Here is a 19910-nt window from a genome sequence, read left to right as displayed (position 1 = left end):
AGCGGCGCCGAATCCTCTTATGGTGAGGAGTATTGGATGTCGGCGGTGTCGACGGGCCGCCGGTGGTCGCGAGGAGGACTGCGGTGAGCGAGACGAGCCCCAAGCTGCGCGCCGAGCTGGAGCGTATTCCTACCTACAAGCCGGGCAAGCCGGGCAAGCCGGCCGCGGCCGGCGGACCGGTCGCCTACAAGCTGTCCTCCAACGAGAACCCGTACCCGCCGCTGCCCGGCGTGCTGGAGAGCGTGAGCGCGGCGGCCTGTGACTTCAACCGTTACCCCGACATGGCCTGCACCGGGCTGATGAACGAGCTGTCCGATCGCTTCGGTGTGCCGCTCTCCGACCTGGCAACCGGCACCGGCTCGGTGGGTGTCGCCCAGCAACTGATCCAGGCCACCAGCGGCCCCGGCGACGAGGTGATCTACGCCTGGCGGTCGTTCGAGGCGTACCCGATCATCACGCAGATCAGCGGCGCCAGCTCGGTGCAGGTGCCGCTGACGGCGGGCGATGTGCACGACCTCGACGCGATGGCGGACGCGATCACCGACCGGACCCGGTTGGTCTTCGTCTGCAACCCCAACAACCCGACCGGCACGGCGGTGCGGCGGGCCGAGCTGGAGCGGTTCCTCGACCGGGTGCCCGCCGATGTGCTGGTGGTGCTGGACGAGGCCTACCGGGAGTTCATCCGCGACCCCGAGGTGCCCGACGGTGTCGAGCTGTACCGGAAGCGGGCCAACGTCTGCGTCCTGCGGACCTTCTCCAAGGCGTACGGGCTGGCCGGGCTGCGCGTCGGTTTCGCGATCGCCCATGAGCCGGTGGCGGCGGCGCTGCGCAAGACGGCGGTGCCGTTCGGGGTGAGCCAGCTGGCTCAGGAGGCGGCGATCGCTTCGCTGCGGGCCGAGGACGAGCTGCTGGGCCGGGTGGGTTCGCTGGTGTGCGAGCGCACGCGCGTGGTCGATGCGCTGCGGGCCCAGGGCTGGACGGTGCCGGAGACGCAGGCCAACTTCGTGTGGCTGCGGCTGGGGGAGAGTACGGTCCCGTTCGCACAGGCCTGCGAGGAGCACGGAGTGGTGATCCGGCCGTTCCCGGGCGAGGGCGTGCGGGTGACGGTCGGGGAGGCCGAGGCGAACGACATCTTCCTGAAGGTGGCGGAGGCGTTCCGCAGGGAGCTGTAGTCCGGCGGTAGCTCTGCTCGTCGAGCAGTTCCACCCGGACGGGGCCGCCGTCGCGTACGGCCGCCAGGAGAGCGGCGTCCCCGTCCACGCTGCCTAGGCCCTGTCGTCAAACTCCCGTCTGCCGCGCGACGCCATGCACGCACTCTCGCCGCACCGGGCCCCGACCCAAGTACATCCAGTACGAGGGCCGGGGCCCGGCACGCCGAGAGCACGCACCTGACGCCGCGCGGCCCGCCCTCCGGGCGGACGACGGGAGTTTGACGACAGGACCTAGGACAGCGCACGCACTGCGTCGCTGTCCACGCAGAAGGCCACCGTGCCCGGTTCCATGATCTGTCTGGCGTCCGTTTCACGTGAAACAGAGGCGCCTGTGTCGAAATGATCCCCCTCGCCCCATGTGCGGTCGGTCATAGTGAGGGGGACCCCCTACGCAGGCTGAAAATCAGTGCGTCATAATGGCTTGTGAATGTGAACGCGTTCACAAGCGCGTCTCGTTTGTTCCGTATGCGTGCAATAAAAGGGGCAAACCGCGCTGCACCACGCCGTAGTAAGGAGAGTGACGACGTGGACCTGGCTTTGGCGCCGGAAACACTGGCGCGCTGGCAGTTCGGCATCACCACCGTCTACCACTTCCTGTTCGTTCCGCTGACGATCTCCCTGGCCGCGCTCACGGCCGGGCTGCAGACGGCCTGGGTGCGCACGGAGAAGGAGAAGTACCTCAGGGCGACGAAGTTCTGGGGCAAGCTCTTCCTGATCAACATCGCGATGGGTGTGGTCACCGGCATCGTGCAGGAGTTCCAGTTCGGCATGAACTGGTCCGACTACTCGCGCTTCGTCGGTGACATCTTCGGCGCCCCGCTCGCCTTCGAGGCGCTGATCGCCTTCTTCTTCGAGTCCACCTTCATCGGCCTGTGGATCTTCGGCTGGGACAAACTGCCCAAGAAGATCCATCTGGCCTGCATCTGGATGGTCTCGATCGGCACGGTCCTGTCGGCGTACTTCATCCTCGCGGCGAACTCCTGGATGCAGCACCCGGTCGGCTACAAGATCGACAAGGTCAGGGGGCGGGCCGAGCTGACCGACTTCTGGGCCGTGCTGACCCAGAACACCGCCCTCAGTCAGGCCTTCCACACCCTGTCCGCGGCGTTCCTGACCGGTGGCGCCTTCATGGTGGGCATCTCCGCCTACCACCTGGCCCGCAAGAAGCACATCCGCGAGATGAAGACCTCGCTGCGGCTCGGCCTGGTCACCGTGGTCATCGCCGGCCTGCTCACCGCCATCAGCGGCGACACCCTCGGCAAGGTGATGTTCAAGCAGCAGCCGATGAAGATGGCCGCCGCCGAGGCACTGTGGGACGGCCAGAAGCCGGCGCCGTTCTCGATCTTCGCCTATGGCGATGTGGACAAGGGCCACAACTCCGTGGCCATCGAGATCCCAGGGCTGCTGTCCTTCCTCGCCGACGACAGCTTCACCTCGTACGTGCCCGGCATCAACGACGTGAACAAGGCCGAGCAGCAGAAGTTCGGGCCCGGTGACTACCGGCCCAACATCCCCGTCGCCTTCTGGGGCTTCCGCTGGATGATCGGCTTCGGCATGGCCTCCTTCGCCATCGGACTGGCCGGACTGTGGCTGACCCGCAAGAAGTTCATGCTGCCCCCAGCCCTGAGGGTCGGCGAGGACGAGGTGCCGCACCTGGTGCTGTTCAAGAACAAGGCGCTCAGCCCGAAGCTCACCCCCTGGTACTGGCGCATCGCGACCTGGACCCTCGCCTTCCCGCTGATCGCCAACTCGTGGGGCTGGATCTTCACGGAGATGGGCCGGCAGCCGTGGGTCGTCTACGGCGTCCTCCAGACCCGGGACGCGGTCTCCCCCGGTGTCTCCCAGGGCGAGGTCCTCACCTCGATGACCGTCTTCACCGCGCTGTACGCCATCCTCGCCGTGGTCGAGGTCAAGCTGCTCGCGAAGTACGTCAAGGCCGGCCCGCCCGAGCTCACCGAGGCCGACCTCAACCCGCCCACGAAGATCGGCGGCGACACCCGTGACGCCGACAAGCCGATGGCCTTCTCGTACTAGGCCGAGGGAACAGTCATGGAACTTCACGACGTCTGGTTCGTCCTGATCGCCGTCCTGTGGACCGGCTACTTCTTCCTGGAGGGCTTCGACTTCGGGGTCGGCATCCTCACCAAGCTGCTGGCCCGCAACCGGCCCGAGCGCCGGGTGCTCATCAACACCATCGGCCCGGTCTGGGACGGCAACGAGGTGTGGCTGCTCACCGCGGGCGGCGCGACCTTCGCCGCGTTCCCCGAGTGGTACGCCACCCTCTTCTCCGGCTTCTACCTGCCCCTGCTGCTCATCCTGGTCTGCCTGATCGTCCGGGGTGTCGCCTTCGAGTACCGGGCCAAGCGGCCGGAGGAGAACTGGCAGCGCAATTGGGAGACAGCGATCTTCTGGACCTCGCTGCTGCCGGCGTTCCTGTGGGGCGTGGCCTTCGGGAACATCGTGCGGGGGGTCAAGCTCGACCGGAACTTCGAGTACGTCGGCAACGTCTGGGACCTGCTCAACCCCTATGCCCTGCTCGGTGGCCTGGTGACGCTCACGCTGTTCACCTTCCACGGAGCGGTGTTCACCGCGCTCAAGACGGTCGGGGAGATCCGGGTACGGGCCCGGAAGCTGGCCCGGTGGGTCGGTCTGGTCGCGGCCGTCGCGGCGCTCGCCTTCCTGTTGTGGACGCAGGCCGACAGCGGTGACGGCAAGAGTCTGGTGGCTCTGATCGTGGCCGTCGTCGCCCTGGTGGCGGCTCTCGTGGCCAACCAGGCCGGTCGGGAGGGATGGTCGTTCGCGCTGTCCGGCGTCACCATCGTGGCGGCCGTGGCGATGCTCTTCCTGTCGCTCTTCCCGAACGTCATGCCGTCCACCCTGAACGGGGACTGGAGTCTGACGGTCACCAACGCCTCGTCGAGTCCGTACACCCTGAAGATCATGACGTGGTGCGCGGCGATCGCCACGCCGCTCGTTCTGCTCTACCAGGGCTGGACCTACTGGGTCTTCCGTAAGCGGATCGGCACGCAGCACATCGCTTCTGACGCTGCGGCCGGCGCCGCGCACTGAGTCCGCCGGGGGTGCTGTTTCACGTGAAACAGCACCCCCGGTACCGAAGGGCATGTTTCACGTGAAACCAATCGATCCCCGCCTTCTGCGGTACGCCCGTGCCACCCGTCTCTTCCTCGTCGCGGTCATCGGTCTGGGGGCCGTCGGCGCCGGACTGGTCATCGCTCAGGCCATGCTTGTCGCCGAGATCGTCGTCGGAGCGTTCCAGCACGGGCAGTCGGTCGCCGAACTGCGTACCCCCCTGCTGCTGTTGGCCGCCGTGGCCGTCGGGCGATCGATCGTCGCGTGGCTCACCGAACTTTCGGCCCATCGCGCGAGCGCGGCCGTGAAGTCGGAGCTGCGCGGGCGGCTGCTCGACCGGGCGGCGGCGCTCGGTCCGGGGTGGCTGAGCGGTCAGCGGACCGGCTCGCTGGTCACCCTGGCCACGCGCGGGGTCGACGCCCTGGACGACTACTTCGCGCGCTACCTGCCGCAGTTGGGGCTCGCCGTGGTCGTGCCCGTGGCGGTGCTGGCGCGGATCGTCACCGAGGACTGGGTGTCGGCGGCGATCATCGTCTGCACCCTGCCGCTGATTCCGGTCTTCATGATGCTGATCGGCTGGGCGACCCAGTCCCGGGTGGAGCGGCAGTGGCGGTTGCTGTCCCGGTTGTCCGGCCACTTCCTGGACGTGGTCGCGGGACTGCCCACGCTGAAGGTGTTCGGCCGGGCCAAGGCGCAGGCGGAGTCCATCCGGCGGATCACCGGCGAGTACCGGCAGGCCACCCTGCGGACGCTGCGGATCGCCTTCCTGTCCTCGTTCGCGCTGGAGTTGCTGGCCACGCTGTCGGTGGCGCTGGTCGCCGTGACGATCGGGATGCGGCTCGTCCACGGAGACATGGATCTCTACATCGGTCTGGTGATCCTCGTGCTGGCGCCCGAGGCCTACCTGCCGCTGCGACAGGTGGGTGCGCAGTACCACGCGGCGGCGGAGGGGCTTGCCGCGGCGGAGGAGATCTTCAGCGTGCTGGAGACGGCGGTGCCGGACTCGGGTACGGGTGCGGTGCCGGCGGGTGGTGTGGCCTTCGAGGGGGTCAGCGTTCGGTATCCGGGACGGTCCTCGGATGCGGTGACCGATGTGTCGTTCACCGTCGAGCCCGGTGAGACCGTTGCGCTGGTCGGGCCGAGCGGGGTGGGCAAGTCGACGCTGCTGAGCGTGTTGCTGGGGTTCGTACGGCCCACCGAGGGACGGATACGGATCGGGGGCGCGGATCTCGCCGGGCTGGATCTGGCGGAGTGGCGGTCGAGGGTCGCGTGGGTGCCGCAGAGGCCGCATCTGTACGCCGGGACGATCGCGGAGAACGTGCGGTTGGTCCGGCCTGACGCCGACGACGGTGCCGTGCGGCGGGCGCTGCGGGACGCGGGGGCGTGGGAGTTCGTGGCGGCGCTGCCGGAGGGGGTCGACACCGTACTCGGGGAGGACGGGGCGGGGTTGTCGGCGGGGCAACGGCAGCGGTTGGCGTTGGCTCGGGCGTTTCTCGCGGATCGGCCTGTGCTGTTGCTGGATGAGCCGACGGCTGCGTTGGACGGGGGGACCGAGGGGGAGGTTGTGGCCGCGGTGCGGAGGCTTGCCGCTGGGCGGACCGTGCTGCTTGTCGTGCATCGGCCTGCGTTGTTGGGGGTGGCTGACCGGGTGGTACGGCTCGGAGGTACCGCTGCCGTTCCGTCCCCGGGGTGCAGTGGGCCCACCAGGGACCCCCGCCCCCTGAACCCCCGCCCTCAACCACCCGCCACCCGACTCAGTCGGCTGGAGGGTGGGCCGGGGTCGGAGCAGCGGGTCGGGGGCGGTGTGTTGCGGCGGGTCCGGGGGATCGGCGGGGGGCAGCGGGGCCGCTTGGTCGGGGCGCTGGGGCTGGGGAGTCTTGCCCTGGGGTGTGCCGTGGGGCTCATGGCCACCTCCGGCTGGCTCATCTCGCGGGCGTCCCAGCAGCCCCCGGTGCTGTACCTGATGGTGGCCGTGACCGCGACCCGGGCGTTCGGGATCGGGCGGGCCGTCTTCCGGTACGCCGAGCGGCTGGTGTCGCACGACGCCGTGCTGCGGATGCTGGCCGACACCCGGGTCGCGGTGTACCGGCGGCTGGAACGCCTGGCCCCCGCGGGGCTGCACGGCGCCCGGCGCGGTGATCTGCTCACCCGGCTCGTCGCGGACGTGGACGCGTTCCAGGACTACTGGCTGCGCTGGCTGCTGCCCGCCGGAGTGGCGCTCACCGTGTCCGCCGCCTCCGTCGGCTTCACGGCCTGGCTGCTGCCCGAGGCCGGTGCCGTCCTCGCGGCGGGCCTGCTGGCCGCCGGTGCCGGTGTACCCCTGCTGACCGCGACCGCGGCCCGGCGGACCGAGCGGCGGCTGGCGCCCGCCCGGGGAGTGCTCGCGACCCGTGTGACCGACCTGCTCACCGGCACGGCCGAGCTGACCGTCGCCGGTGCGCTGCCGGCCCGTACGGACGCGGCCCGGCGGGCCGACGGCACCCTCACCCGGATCGCCGCGCGCGCCGCCGCCGTCACCGGGCTCGGAGACGGGCTCACCGCGCTCATCTCCGGGCTGACCGTCACGGCCACCGCGGCGTTCGGCGCCCAGGCGGTGGCGGCCGGCCGGCTGAGCGGCGTGGCGATGGCCGTGGTCGTCCTGACCCCTCTCGCCGCCTTCGAGGCCGTACTGGGGCTGCCGCTCGCCGCGCGGTACCGGCAGCGCGTGCGGCGCAGCGCGGAGCGGGTGTACGAGGTCCTGGACGCGCCCGAGCCCGTGCGCGAGCCCGTCTCGCCCCGGCGGGCGCCCGCCTCTCCGTTCCCGGTGGTCGTCAAGGGCGTGGTCGCGCGGTACGCGGGGCAGCGGCGGGAGGCGCTCGCCGGGCTGGATCTGACGCTGGAGGAGGGGCGCCGGATCGCGGTGGTGGGGGCGTCCGGCTCCGGCAAGACGACCCTCGCGCAGGTGCTGCTGCGGTTCCTCGACGCGGAGGCGGGCTCGTACACGCTCGCCGGTGTGGACGCGTGCGCGCTGGACGGTGACGACGTACGGCGGTTCGTCGGACTGTGCGCGCAGGACGCGCATCTCTTCGACAGCTCGGTGCGCGAGAACCTGCTCCTCGCCAGGAAGGACGCCACCGAGGCCGACCTGCGCGGAGCGCTGGCCCGGGCACGGCTGCTGGACTGGGTGGACGCGTTGCCCGACGGCCTGGACACGCTCGTCGGCGAGCACGGGGCGAGGCTGTCCGGCGGGCAGCGGCAGCGGCTGGCGCTGGCACGCGCGCTGCTGGCCGGTTTTCCCGTGCTGGTCCTGGACGAGCCCGCCGAGCACCTGGATCTGCCGACGGCGGATGCGCTGACCGCCGATCTGCTGGCCGCCACGGAGGGCCGTACGACGCTGCTGATCACGCACCGGCTGGCGGGACTCGACGCGGTGGACGAGGTGATCGTGCTCGACGCGGGCCGGGTGGTGCAGCGAGGGCCGTACGAGCGGCTGATCACCGAGGACGGGCCGCTGCGGGAGATGGCACGCCGGGAAGCCGAGGCGGAGTCGCTGGTGGGGGTGGGCTGAGGGCTCGCCGCCGGGGCCGCCCCGCGGTCCCGGACGGGGCATCGACGGCCCGGCTGCTCCGCCCGGCCCACCAGCGTGGCCGACTGTCAGCGGCCCGGCTGTTCGGACCGGGTTCACCGCGTGGCCGGCTGTCAGCAGCCCGGCCGTCCCTACCGGGTTCACCAGTGCGGCGGGCCTTCAGACCAGGCCTCGCGCGGAGCGCTACCGCACCCGGTCGGCGAGCAGGTGCTCGATCACCACCGCCACGCCGTCGTCGTTGTTGGCGACCGTGCGGCCCGACGCGGCGGCGATGACGTCGGGGTGGGCGTTGCCCATCGCGTAGGACTGGCCGGCCCAGGTCAGCATCTCGACGTCGTTGGGCATGTCCCCGAAGGCCACGACCTCCTCGTGCGAGATGCCGCGCTCGGCGCAGCACAGGGCGAGGGTGCTGGCCTTGGAGACGCCGGGGCCGCTGAGTTCCAGCAGGGCGCTGGGGCTGGAACGGGTGACGTTGGCGTGCTCGCCGACGGCCAGCCGGGCGAGGGTGAGGAACGCGTCGGGGTCGAGGGACGGGTGGTAGGCGAGGATCTTGAGTACGGGCTGGTCGGCGCCGGGGCCGTCGGGTGCGAGCAGCTTCTCGGCGGGCAGGAGATGGTCGGGTATCTCCATGTGCAGCTTGGGATAGTCCGGCTCCTGGTGGAAGCCGTACGTCTGCTCGACCGCGAACACCGTGCCGGGCGCCGCCTCGCGCAGCAGTTGTACGGCCTTCAGGGCGTTGTCCCGGGCCAGCTCGCGGACCTTCACGAACCGGTGCGTTCCGGGGCCGCCGTGCAGGTCGACCACGGCGGCGCCGTTGCCGCAGATCGCCAGGCCGTGGCCGTGGACGTGCTCGCTGACCACGTCCATCCAGCGGGCCGGCCGGCCGGTGACGAAGAAGACCTCGATCCCGGCCTCCTCGGCGGCGGCCAGCGCGGCGACGGTCCGTGGGGAGACCGACTTGTCGTCGCGCAGCAGAGTGCCGTCCAGGTCGGTGGCGATCAGCCGCGGCGGCAGGGCGGCGGCAGGGGTCCCGGGCTGTCTGGTCGCTGAGGTCACCCGGCCATTCTCACCCAGGGTTCCGCACGGCCGTGCGGGAGAGCGCACGGATGAGACACAGGCGACGCTCGGCGCGGCCGGTGCGGACGGTCGGTCCCGGGGTCAGTCCAGCTGGGCGAGGGCTTCCATGGCGATCCGCTCGAAGACCTTCTCGTCGGCGGCGAAGTCGGAGTCCGGGATGGGCCAGTGGATCACGATCTCGGTGAAGCCCAGTTCCCGGTGGCGGCCGGCGAAGTCCACGAAGGCGTCCAGGGACGCGAGCGGCCGGGCGCGGTCCGGGGTGAAGCCGGTGAGCAGGACCTTGTCCAGCTCGGCGACGTCCCGCCCGGCGGCCTCGCATGCCTCGGTCAGCTTGCCGATCTGGCCGTGCAGGGCCGCGACGGACTGCTCCGGCGTACCGGTCTCGTACAGCTTCGGGTCGCCGGTGGTCACCCACGCCTGGCCGTACCGCGCGGCGAGCCTCAGGCCGCGCGGGCCGGTGGCCGCCACCGCGAACGGCAGCCGGGGGCGCTGCACACAGCCCGGGATGTTCCGGGCCTCGTCCGCCGAGTAGAAACGGCCCTCGGACGAGACCGCGTCCTCGGTGAGGAGCCGGTCGAGCAGGGGCACGAACTCGGCGAACCGGTCGGCGCGCTCGCGCGGGCTCCACGGCTCCTGGCCGAGGGCGGTGGCGTCGAAACCGGTGCCGCCCGCGCCGATGCCGAGGGTGACCCGGCCGCCGGAGATGTCGTCCAGCGAGATCAGTTCCTTGGCGAGGGTCACCGGGTGGCGGAAGTTCGGCGAGGTGACCAGCGTGCCGAGGCGCAGCCGGTCGGTGGCCGCCGCGGCTGCGGTCAGCGTCGGGATCGCGCCGAACCAGGGGCCGTCACGGAAGCTTCGCCAGGACAGGTGGTCGTAGGTGTACGCCGTGTGGAAGCCGAGCTGCTCGGCGCGTACCCAGGCCGAACGGCCGCCCTCGTGCCAGCGGCGGTACGGCAGGATCACGGTGCTCAGACGCAGACTCATGCGTCCGAGCGTAAGGGGACCCCTCGGCCACGGACGAAACGGTCACGGTGTGCGGTCCCGCGGCCACGGAGTGCTGGACGTGTCCGCTGCTCACCGTGCGATTCTCCGTGTCCGCCGGTCACCGTGCGATCCTCGTGTCCGCTGCACAGCGTGCGATCCGCGTGTCCGCCGGTCACCGTGCGATTCTCCGTGTCCGCCGCTCACCGTGCGACCCCCGTGTCCGCCGGTCACCGAGTGACCCCCGTGCCCGACGCTCACTGAGCGATCCCCGTGCCCGCCGCTCACCGTGCGACCCCCCTGCCCGCCGGTCACGGAGTGCTCAGTGCCGGCGCCGACAGTCACCCAGTGCTCAGTGACGGCCGGGAAATCGCAGGTAGCGCGCCGGTACCGTCGCCGTCAGCCAGACCCCGTTCGCGCTGATGTGGAACACATGGCCGTCGCGGTGCATCGCGCCGGAGTCCACGGACAGCACCACGGGCCTGCCCCGGCGGGCACCGACGCGGGCGGCGGTCTCCCGGTCGGCGGTGAGGTGCACGGCGTGCCGGTTCATGGGACGCAGGCCCTCCGCGCGGATCGCGTCCAGGTGACGGGCGACCGTGCCGTGGTACAGGTACGGCGGTGGGGTCGCCGGGGGCAGGCCGAGGTCGACCTCGATGCTGTGGCCCTGGCTGGCGCGGATCCTGCCGTCCTCGACGGCGAACCGCCGTTTGTCGTTCGCGGCGACCACGTGGTCCAGCTCCGCGCGGCTGAACGGGAACCCGTGGGCGGCGGCTGCGGCGATCAGCGTGTCGATCTCCACCCAGCCGCCCGGGTCCGGTGTGAGCCCGATCCTCTCGGGCTGGTGCCGCAGGTGTCTGGAGAGGTACTTCGACACCTTCACGGTGCGGCGTTCGTCCATGGGGCCAGCGTGCGGGAGAGACACGGATCACGCAGCTTGTTTTCGCTCCGAGGTTTGATCCACAACCAAGTGCGGTTATCCACAGGCGAATTGGCGAAGTTGTGGACAACTGCCGTTCCCTTTGCGGCATTTCGCGTCACAACCTCGGTTCCACCCGCGCGATCCTCCTCAGCAGTCCCGGCGCGAAGCGGTACAGCAGGCGGGCGCCGCGGGCCTCCGGGGTCACCGGCGCCACCGCCCTGTTGTCGGCCACCGCGTCCAGGATCGCGTCGGCCACCTTCTCCGGCGGGTAGTTGCGCAGGCCGTACAGGCGGGCCGTCCGCTGTTGGCGACGGCGTTGCTCCTCCTCGTCGACACCGGCGAAGCGGGCCGTGGAGGTGATGCTGGTGTTGACGAAGCCCGGGCAGACCGCCGTGACACCGATGCCCTGGGCGGCCAGCTCGGCGCGCAGGCACTCGGAGAGCATCAGGACCGCCGCCTTGGAGGTGCTGTAGGCGGGCAGCACGCGCGAGGGCTGGTAGGCGGCGGCCGACGCGACGTTGACGATGTGGCCGCCCTGATCGCGCTCGGCCATCCGCGCGCCGAAGAGCCGGCAGCCGTGGATCACGCCCCACAGGTTCACGTCCAGCACCTTGCGCCAGTCGTCGGTCGTCGTGGCGAAGAAGGAGCCGGACAGACCGATGCCCGCGTTGTTGACCAGCACGTCCAGCACGCCGTGCTCGTCGTGGACCTTCTCCGCGAGCTTCTCCATGGCCTGCTCGTCGGAGACGTCGGCCGGCTCCGCCCAGGCGTCGGGCGCGCCGGCCAGCCGGGACTGCTCGGCGGTGCGGGCGGCGGCCTCGGCGTCGCGGTCGACGGCGATCACGCGCGCCCCGGCCTCGGCGAAGGCGAACGCCGTGGCCCGGCCGATCCCGCTGCCCGCACCGGTGACCAGCACCAGCTGTCCGGCGAACCGGTCGGCGTGGCGCCCGGTGGGCCGCGGGGCGGGACGGCCGCCCTCGGCGGACGTCGCGAACTGCTCGATCCAGGCGGCCACCTGGTCGGGACGCGTGCGCGGGACCCAGTGCCCGGCCGGGAGCGTGCGGCGGGTCAGCCGGGGCGCCCACCGGTCCAGGTCGTCGTACAGCCGCTCGGAGAGGAACGCGTCCTCCTGGGGCGTGATGAGCTGCACGGGCGCGTGGGCGTACGCGTCCGGGCGCGGCCTGCGCAGTCGCGCGCGGACGTTGTCCCGGTACAGCCAGGCGCCGTGCGCGGCGTCGGTGGGGAGCGAGGCGGTCGGGTAGTCGCCGCCCGGGACCCGCTCGGCCCGCTCCAGGATCTTCGGCCAGTACGTGCCGAGCGGCCCGCGCCAGGCGAGCTCCGGCAGGGCCGGCGTGTGCAGCAGGTACACGTACCAGGACTTGGCGCCCTGGCCGAGGAGCTGGCCCACCCGGCGGGGCGTGGGGCGCTTGACGCGCGCGTTGATCCAGTGCCCGAAGTGGTCGAGGGACGGCCCGGAGATCGAGGTGAAGGAGGCGATACGGCCCTCGGTGCGGCCCACCGTGACGAACTCCCAGGACTGCACCGAGCCCCAGTCGTGCCCGACGAGGTGCACCGGCCGGTCCGGGCTGACCGCGTCCACGACGGCCAGGAAGTCGTCGGTGAGCTTGGCGAGGGTGAAGCCCCCGCGCAGCGGCCGGGGTGCCGTGGAGCGGCCGTGGCCCCGGACGTCGTAGAGGACGACGTGGAAGCGGCCGGCGAGCCGGGCGGCGACCTCCGACCAGACCTCCTTGCTGTCCGGGTAGCCGTGTACCAGCACCACCGTCGGCCGGCCGGGGTCGCCCAGTTCGGCCACGCACAGTTCGACCCCGCCCGTGCGCACCCAGCGCTCGCGTGCACCCTTCAAGGTCACTTCTCCTCCGCCCAGCGCCGCGTGTGCGGCAGATCGTCGTCCAGCCGGAACGCGCTCTGTCCGGGGTCCCGGGAGTCGGTGACCACCAGGATCTCCTCGAACTCCGCGCCCGTCACCCGGGAGCCGAGGTGGGGTTCGACCGCCCGGAGGCCCGGCCGCGGCGGGTGGTCCGACAAGCGGTGCGGCGACCACAGCGGCGACCGGCCCTCGCGGTGGCCGTGCGGCGCGTCGGCGGCCAGGCCCTCCAGGGACTGGGTGCGGAACCCGAACAGCTGGGGTGACCAGCGGTGCCGTCGCACCCGGTGCACCCTGTGGGCGATCACCCCGAAGGGGTGGGCGCGGTGCCGGTCGGCGTAGCCCTGGCGAACCATGGGCCGGTCCACGTCCTGGTGGATCTCCCGCAGCGGGCGCCGCTCGCGCACCTCGCGCAGGATCAGCTCGCGGTGTGCCTTCAGCCGGTCCCGCACCGGGTTCACCCCGCGCCCGCGCAGCCACTCGCGCCGCGTCCGGGCCGCCTCGCGCTCGGTCACGCCCGGCTCCAGGCGGGCCGCGACCGCCTCCGCGCACGCGTGGGCGAGGCGCCGCACGGTCCGGAAACCCCGCGGCTCCGCCGAGCGCTCCCCGGTCGACGTCGTCGCCATGCCACCCCGTCCCACCCTCGCGGTACGTGCCCGTCACCCGACACCGGAGAATCTCGCACTTGTTAGACCTGGCGTCAACAGGGGTGCCCGTACCTCTGCCGTACCTCTCAGGGAGGGGGTCCCTTACGGAACCCCTACACCTGGAGTCGGACACGAAGACTGCTCTCCGGTCTGACGACCGACGTGGTCCGCGTCACTAGTGTCGACGGCGTGACTGTGATCGCGACCGAAAGCCTGAGCAAGCGGTTCCCCCGGGTGACCGCGCTCGACCGGCTGTCCGTGGACATCGGACCCGGTGTGACCGGACTCGTCGGGGCCAACGGCGCCGGCAAGTCCACCCTGATCAAGATCCTGCTGGGGCTGTCCCCCGCCACGGAGGGCCGCGCCGAGGTGCTCGGCCTCGACGTCGCCTCCGAGGGCGCCGCCATCCGCGAGCGCGTCGGGTACATGCCGGAGCACGACTGCCTGCCGCCGGACGTCTCGGCCACCGAGTTCGTCGTCCACATGGCCCGCATGTCCGGCCTGCCGCCCGCCGCCGCCCGCGAGCGCACCGCCGACACCCTGCGCCATGTCGGGCTGTACGAGGAGCGGTACCGCCCCATCGGCGGCTACTCGACCGGTATGAAGCAGCGGGTGAAGCTCGCCCAGGCGCTGGTGCACGACCCGCGGCTCGTCTTCCTGGACGAGCCGACCAACGGCCTCGACCCGGTCGGCCGCGACGAGATGCTCGGCCTGATCCGCCGCATCCACACCGACTTCGGCATCTCGGTCCTCGTCACCTCCCACCTGCTCGGCGAGCTGGAACGCACCTGCGACCACGTCGTCGTCATCGACGGCGGCAAGCTGCTGCGCTCCAGCTCCACCACCGACTTCACCCAGACCACGACCACGCTCGCCGTGGAGGTCACCGACACCGACGAGCACCCCGACGGCACGCGCGCGCTGCGCGAGGCGCTGCACGCGCGCGGGGTGACCGTCGAGGCCGGCAGCGGCCTGCCGGGCGCCGGCCACATCCTGCTTCTGACGGCGCAGGGCGAGGAGACGTACGACCTGGTCCGTGACGTCGTCGCCGACCTGGGCCTCGGGCTGGTGCGCATGGAGCAGCGCCGGCACCACATCTCGGAGGTCTTCACCGAGGACGAACAGCGGAAGGAGGCGGCCGTCCATGGCAGTTGAGCAGCCCCTGCCGGCATCCGCCGCGACCCCGGGTGACCAGACCCGCATCCACAACATCGGCTACCGCAACTACGACGGCCCCCGCCTCGGCCGCTCCTACGCCACCCGCTCCCTGTACTCGCAGTCCCTGCGCGGCGCCTACGGACTCGGACGCTCCGTCAAGTCCAAGGTGCTGCCGATGCTGCTGTTCGTGGTGATGTGCGTGCCCGCGGCCATCATGGTCGCCGTCGCGGTCGCCACCAAGGCCAGGGAACTGCCCGTCGACTACACGCGCTACGCGATCATCATGCAGGCCGTCATCAGCCTGTACGTCGCCTCGCAGGCGCCCCAGTCCGTCTCGCGCGACCTGCGCTTCAAGACCGTCCCGCTGTACTTCTCGCGGCCGATCGAGACCGCCGACTACGTCCGGGCGAAGTACGCGGCGCTGGCCTCCGCGCTGTTCGTCCTCACCGCGGCCCCGCTGATCGTCCTCTACGTGGGCGCGCTGCTGGCCAAGCTGGACTTCGCCGACCAGACCAAGGGATTCGCGCAGGGACTCGTCTCCGTGGCACTGCTCTCACTGCTCTTCGCCGGCATCGGCCTGGTCATCGCCTCGGTCACCCCGCGGCGCGGCTTCGGCATCGCGGCCGTCATCGCCGTACTGACCATCTCCTACGGCGCCGTCTCCACGCTCCAGGCCATCGCCGACGCGCAGAACAGCACCGGCGCCATCCCCTGGATCGGACTCTTCTCGCCCGTCACACTCATCGACGGGGTCCAGTCCGCCTTCCTCGGCGCGAGTTCGGCGTTCCCCGGCGCGGCCGGCCCCGGCAGCGGCGAGGGCGCGGTGTACGTCCTGGTCGTCCTGGGCCTGATCGCCGCCGGCTACGGCCTGCTGATGCGCCGCTACAAGAAGGTGGGACTGTGACCACGCCCACCCGTCCGGCCACCACCACCCTTCTAAGGAACGGGCCGCGCCCATGAGCACCCTCGTCATCGACCACGTCTCGCGCTGGTTCGGCAACGTGGTCGCCGTCAACGACATCACCATGACCATCGGCCCCGGCGTCACCGGCCTGCTCGGCCCCAACGGCGCCGGCAAGTCCACCCTCATCAACATGATGGGCGGCTTCCTCGCCCCCTCCACCGGCACCGTCACCCTCGACGGGCAGCAGGTCTGGCGCAACGAGGCGATCTACCGGCACATCGGCATCGTCCCCGAGCGCGAGGCGATGTACGACTTCCTCACCGGCCGTGAATTCGTCGTGGCCAACGCCGAACTGCACGGCCTCGGCGACAAGGCCGCCCAGCGCGCCCTCGCCACGGTCGAGATGGAGTACGCACAGGACCGCAAGATCGCCACGTACTCCAAGGGCATGCGCCAGCGCGTGAAGATGGCGTCCGCCCTGGTCCACGACCCCTCGCTGCTCCTGCTGGACGAGCCCTTCAACGGTATGGACCCGCGCCAGCGCATGCAGCTCATGGACCTGCTGCGGCGCATGGGCGACGAGGGCCGCACCGTGCTGTTCTCGTCCCACATCCTCGAAGAGGTCGAGCAACTCGCCTGGCACATCGAGGTCGTGGTCGCCGGACGGCACGCGGCCAGCGGCGACTTCCGCAGGATCCGCCGTCTGATGACCGACCGCCCGCACCGCTACCTGGTCCGCTCCAGCGACGACCGCGCCCTCGCGGCCGCGCTGATCGCCGACCCGTCGACGGCCGGCATCGAGGTCGACCACGCCGAGGGTGCCCTGCGCATCCAGGCCGTCGACTTCGGCCGCTTCACCGCCCTGCTGCCGAAGGTCGCCAGGGACCACGGCATCCGGCTCCTCACGGTCTCGCCGTCCGACGAGTCCCTGGAGTCCGTCTTCTCGTACCTGGTCGCGGCGTAGGAGGCCGAAGATGTACGACCCCACCGTCGCCCGGCTGACCTACCGGGCCCTGCTCGGCCGCCGCCGGGCCCTCATCCTCGGCGCGCTCCCGCTGCTGCTCATCGTGATCTCCGTGGCCGTCCGCGCCCTGACCGGAGCCGACGACCAGACGGCCTCGGACGTGCTCGGCGGCTTCGCGCTCGCCACGATGGTGCCGATCATCGGTGTCATCGCCGGCACCGGCGCGATCGGCCCGGAGATCGACGACGGCTCCGTCGTCTACCTGCTGTCCAAGCCGCTCAAGCGGCCCACGATCATCTTCACCAAGCTGATCGTCGCCATCGCCGTGACCATGGTCTTCTCGGCGGTGCCGACCCTGATCGCCGGTCTCATCCTGAACGGCAACGGCCAGCAGATCGCCGTCGCCTACACGGTCGCCGCGCTCGTCTCCTCCATCGCCTACTCGGCGCTGTTCCTGCTGCTGGGCACGGTCTCCCGGCACGCGGTGGTCTTCGGGCTCGTCTACGCCCTGGTCTGGGAGGCGCTGTTCGGCTCCCTGGTGCCGGGCGCGCGCACGCTGAGCGTCCAGCAGTGGTCGCTCGCCGTCGCCCACAAGATGGCCGGAGGGGATCTGGTGACCTCCGAGGTGGGCCTGCCGACGGCCACGGTGCTGCTGGTGGCGGTCACCGTCCTGGCCACCTGGTACGCCGGCCAGAAGCTGAGGTCGCTGACGCTCGCGGGCGAGGAGTGACGGGCATCGGCCTTGACGGGGGCTTCACCCCGGCCCGGGCACACTGGGCCGAGCGGATGGACGGCTGGGAGGCCGGAGATGGCTGAGGAGACGCCGCAGCACGAAGGGCGGGAGCGGACCGGCGAGGACGCGTGGGACGACGTCGTCCTGGACGAGGCGTTCGTCCGGGCGGCCGGGACCTCCGAGCCGTCGGCCCGGGCCCGGATGCTCGCCGCGCGCTGGCGGGCCGAGGCGCCCGAGCCGCAGCCGTGGCGCTCCGACGACCCGCCGGCCGGCTGGTTCTTCAGCAAGGCGCGGCGCCGCAGGTGGCGCCGCCGGTAGCGGCCGTCCGGCTGTCCGTCTTATTCGGTGGCGCCCCCTCCGGCGCCGGGCACAGTGGGTGTGCCCCATACGCCCGGGATCGTCCGGGCGTCACCGGCTGGGGGCATCTCCGTGGGGCCACGGGGACTGCCAGGGGTGGCCGCTTCGAGCACGCGACGTCGCTCTCGCGTGGGCCGCCCACCCAGTCGCCGTCCGGGGGCCGGCCGCGCGTGCCGCCCCGGTCCGACGGCAGGATCGTGGCCGCCGGGGGCGCCGGGACGTACCCGTCCCGGGCCCGCTACCTGCCCTGGCGTGGCGGCTCGCTAGCCGAGCAGCCGCTCCAGCACGACCGCGATCCCGTCCTCCTCGTTGGAGGACGTGATCTCGTCGGCCACCGCCCGCAGTTCCGCATGGGCGTTGGCCATGGCCACGCCGCGGTCCGCCCAGGCGAACATCGGGATGTCGTTGGGCATGTCACCGAAGGCGATCGTGTCGGCGGCCTTCAGGCCCAGGCGGCGGGCCGCCAGGGAGAGGCCCGTGGCCTTGGACAGGCCGAGCGGGAGCAGCTCCACGATGCCCTCGCCCGCCATGGCCACCGTGACGAAGCCGCCGGCCGCCTGCCGGGCCGCCTCCGCCAGCTCGTCGTCGCCCAGCGTCGGATGCTGTATGTAGATCTTGTTCAGGGGCGCCGTCCAGAGGTCGGAGGCGTCCGTGAAGGGGGTGCCGGGCAGCTTGCCGACGACCGCGTACCCCGGGCCCACCAGCACCTCGCCGTCCAGGCCGTCCCGGCTCGCCGCCAGGTACAGCGGACCCACCTCGGCCTCGATCTTGGCGAGGGCCACGCCCGCGAGCTGCCGGTCCAGGGTGACCGAGGTCAGCAGGCGGTGGGAGCCGGCGTCGTACACCTGGGCGCCCTGACCGCAGACGGCGAGGCCGTCGTAGCCGAGGTCGTCCAGGATGTGCCGGGTCCAGGGGACCGCGCGGCCGGTGACGACGATGTGCGCCGCGCCCGCCGCGGTGGCCGCGGCGAGCGCGTCACGGGTGCGCTGCGAGATCGACTCGTCGGAACGCAGGAGCGTGCCGTCGAGGTCGGTGGCGATCAGTCGGTACGGGAAGCCGGTCACTTGGCGACCGGCTCCAGGACCTCACGGCCGCCCAGGTAGGGGCGCAGCACCTCGGGGACCCGGACGGAGCCGTCGGCCTGCTGGTGGTTCTCCAGGATCGCCACGATCGTGCGCGGTACGGCGCACAGCGTGCCGTTGAGGGTGGCGAGCGGCTTGACCTGCTTGCCGTCGCGGACCCGGATGGACAGCCGGCGGGCCTGGAACTCGGTGCAGTCCGAGGTCGAGGTCAGCTCGCGGTACTTGCCCTGGGTCGGGATCCACGCCTCGCAGTCGAACTTGCGGGCGGCCGAGGAGCCGAGGTCACCGGAGGCCACGTCGATGACGCGGAACGGCAGCTCCAGCGAGGTCAGCCACTGCTTCTCCCACTCCAGCAGGCGCTGGTGCTCGGCCTGCGAGTCCTCGGGAGCGACGTACGAGAACATCTCGACCTTGTCGAACTGGTGCACGCGGAAGATGCCCCGGGTGTCCTTGCCGTGCGAGCCGGCCTCGCGGCGGAAGCACGGGGAGAAGCCCGCGTACCGCAGCGGCAGCCGGTCCGCGTCGATGATCTCGTCCATGTGGTAGGCCGCGAGCGGGACCTCGGAGGTGCCGACCAGGTACAGGTCGTCCTTGTCGAGGTGGTAGACGTCCTGGGCGGCCTGGCCGAGGAAGCCGGTGCCGGCCATGGACTGCGGGCGGACCAGCGCCGGGGTGAGCATCGGCGTGAAGCCGGCGGCGGTGGCCTGGGAGATCGCCGCGTTCACCAGGGCCAGCTCCAGCAGGGCGCCGACACCGGTGAGGAAGTAGAAGCGGGAGCCGGAGACCTTGGCGCCGCGCTCGACGTCGATCGCGCCGAGCAGCTGGCCCAGCTCCAGGTGGTCCTTGGGCTCGAAGCCCTCGGCACCGAAGTCGCGGATCGTGCCGTGCGTCTCCAGCGTGGCGAAGTCCTCCTCGCCGCCGACGGGCACGTCGGGGTGGACGAGGTTGCCGAGCCTGAGCAGCAGTTCCTGGGTCTCGGCGTCGGCGGCGTCGCGTTCGGCGTCGGCGGCCTTCACGTCCGCCTTCAGCTGCTCGGCGCGCCCCAGCAGCTCGGCCTTCTCCTCGGCGCCGGCCTTGGGGATCAGCTTGCCGAGCTGCTTCTGCTCGGCACGCAGTTCGTCGAAGCGGACGCCGGAGGACCTGCGCCGCTCGTCGGCAGACAGGAGGGCGTCGACGAGCGCGACGTCCTCTCCACGGGCGCGCTGGGAGGCGCGCACACGGTCGGGGTCCTCACGGAGCAGGCGAAGGTCAATCACGAGGGCAAGGCTACCGGTGCGGGGTCGCGGCTCACGACTCACTCAGCAAGGAGTTCTGATTCACGGCGTACGTTCCGT

At 71.5% G+C, this 19910-nt stretch carries 16 protein-coding genes; 9 read left to right on the top strand and 7 right to left on the bottom strand.

The window, feature by feature from the left end; genetic code table 11:
- Positions 1–83: 83 nt before the first annotated feature.
- The 4 genes from hisC (at position 84) to cydD (ending at position 7848) form a co-directional block, all read left to right on the top strand.
- Complete coding sequence (gene hisC, locus IE273_RS30765; RefSeq protein WP_189818445.1) at positions 84–1172, top strand: histidinol-phosphate transaminase; 1089 nt, start codon at positions 84–86, stop codon at positions 1170–1172.
- 564 nt (positions 1173–1736) lie between these two features.
- Positions 1737–3245 (top strand): cytochrome ubiquinol oxidase subunit I, encoded by a 1509-nt coding sequence (locus tag IE273_RS30755; protein WP_189818443.1) that lies wholly within the window; start codon positions 1737–1739, stop codon positions 3243–3245.
- Positions 3246–3260: 15 nt separating this feature from the next.
- On the top strand, positions 3261–4280 hold the full coding sequence (gene cydB / locus IE273_RS30750) for a cytochrome d ubiquinol oxidase subunit II (RefSeq protein WP_189818442.1): 1020 nt from the start codon (positions 3261–3263) through the stop codon (positions 4278–4280).
- 52 nt (positions 4281–4332) lie between these two features.
- A complete protein-coding gene (cydD, locus tag IE273_RS30745; protein WP_189818441.1) occupies positions 4333–7848 on the top strand; it encodes a thiol reductant ABC exporter subunit CydD in 3516 nt (1171 codons plus the stop codon).
- 201 nt (positions 7849–8049) lie between these two features.
- Here the strand turns inward: cydD and IE273_RS30740 are convergent, their stop codons facing one another.
- The 5 genes from IE273_RS30740 to IE273_RS30720 all read right to left on the bottom strand — a co-directional run bounded on the left by IE273_RS30740 (position 8050) and on the right by IE273_RS30720 (position 13357).
- Positions 8050–8922 (bottom strand): Cof-type HAD-IIB family hydrolase, encoded by an 873-nt coding sequence (locus tag IE273_RS30740; protein ID WP_189818440.1) that lies wholly within the window; start codon positions 8920–8922, stop codon positions 8050–8052.
- A gap of 102 nt (positions 8923–9024) precedes the next feature.
- Positions 9025–9927, bottom strand: a complete 903-nt coding sequence (locus IE273_RS30735) for an LLM class flavin-dependent oxidoreductase (RefSeq protein WP_189818439.1) — start codon at positions 9925–9927, stop codon at positions 9025–9027.
- 349 nt (positions 9928–10276) lie between these two features.
- Positions 10277–10825, bottom strand: coding sequence for an RNA 2'-phosphotransferase (locus IE273_RS30730; RefSeq protein ID WP_189818438.1), 549 nt, complete (start codon positions 10823–10825; stop codon positions 10277–10279).
- 136 nt (positions 10826–10961) lie between these two features.
- Entirely contained in the window at positions 10962–12716 is a 1755-nt protein-coding gene (locus IE273_RS30725) for an SDR family oxidoreductase (protein ID WP_189818437.1), read from the bottom strand.
- Complete coding sequence (locus IE273_RS30720; RefSeq protein WP_189818436.1) at positions 12713–13357, bottom strand: hypothetical protein; 645 nt, start codon at positions 13355–13357, stop codon at positions 12713–12715. Before IE273_RS30720 ends, IE273_RS30725 begins: the two co-directional genes overlap by 4 nt.
- Positions 13358–13573: 216 nt before the next feature.
- Between IE273_RS30720 and IE273_RS30715 the strand changes: the two genes are divergently transcribed.
- From IE273_RS30715 to IE273_RS30695, 5 genes are all read left to right on the top strand, one after another.
- Positions 13574–14533: an ABC transporter ATP-binding protein gene (locus IE273_RS30715; protein WP_189818520.1), complete on the top strand. Its 960-nt coding sequence runs from the start codon at positions 13574–13576 to the stop codon at positions 14531–14533.
- Positions 14523–15440, top strand: coding sequence for an ABC transporter permease (locus tag IE273_RS30710; RefSeq protein WP_189818435.1), 918 nt, complete (start codon positions 14523–14525; stop codon positions 15438–15440). Before IE273_RS30715 ends, IE273_RS30710 begins: the two co-directional genes overlap by 11 nt.
- Positions 15441–15492: 52 nt before the next feature.
- Positions 15493–16404: an ABC transporter ATP-binding protein gene (locus tag IE273_RS30705; protein WP_058081126.1), complete on the top strand. Its 912-nt coding sequence runs from the start codon at positions 15493–15495 to the stop codon at positions 16402–16404.
- Between the two features lie 10 nt (positions 16405–16414).
- Positions 16415–17134, top strand: a complete 720-nt coding sequence (locus IE273_RS30700) for an ABC transporter permease subunit (protein WP_103813629.1) — start codon at positions 16415–16417, stop codon at positions 17132–17134.
- A gap of 78 nt (positions 17135–17212) precedes the next feature.
- Positions 17213–17455 (top strand): SGM_3592 family protein, encoded by a 243-nt coding sequence (locus IE273_RS30695; RefSeq protein WP_189818434.1) that lies wholly within the window; start codon positions 17213–17215, stop codon positions 17453–17455.
- 302 nt (positions 17456–17757) lie between these two features.
- On the opposite strand, the gene IE273_RS30690 is transcribed toward IE273_RS30695, so the two are convergent.
- Positions 17758–18558 (bottom strand): HAD family hydrolase, encoded by an 801-nt coding sequence (locus IE273_RS30690; RefSeq protein ID WP_189818433.1) that lies wholly within the window; start codon positions 18556–18558, stop codon positions 17758–17760.
- Positions 18555–19832, bottom strand: coding sequence for a serine--tRNA ligase (gene serS, locus IE273_RS30685; RefSeq protein WP_189818432.1), 1278 nt, complete (start codon positions 19830–19832; stop codon positions 18555–18557). Before serS ends, IE273_RS30690 begins: the two co-directional genes overlap by 4 nt.
- Between the last annotated feature and the right edge of the window lie 78 nt (positions 19833–19910).

The organism is Streptomyces olivaceoviridis (assembly GCF_014650115.1).
Taxonomy (GTDB): domain Bacteria; phylum Actinomycetota; class Actinomycetes; order Streptomycetales; family Streptomycetaceae; genus Streptomyces; species Streptomyces olivaceoviridis.
This window is presented reverse-complemented; position numbering and strand designations above follow the sequence as displayed.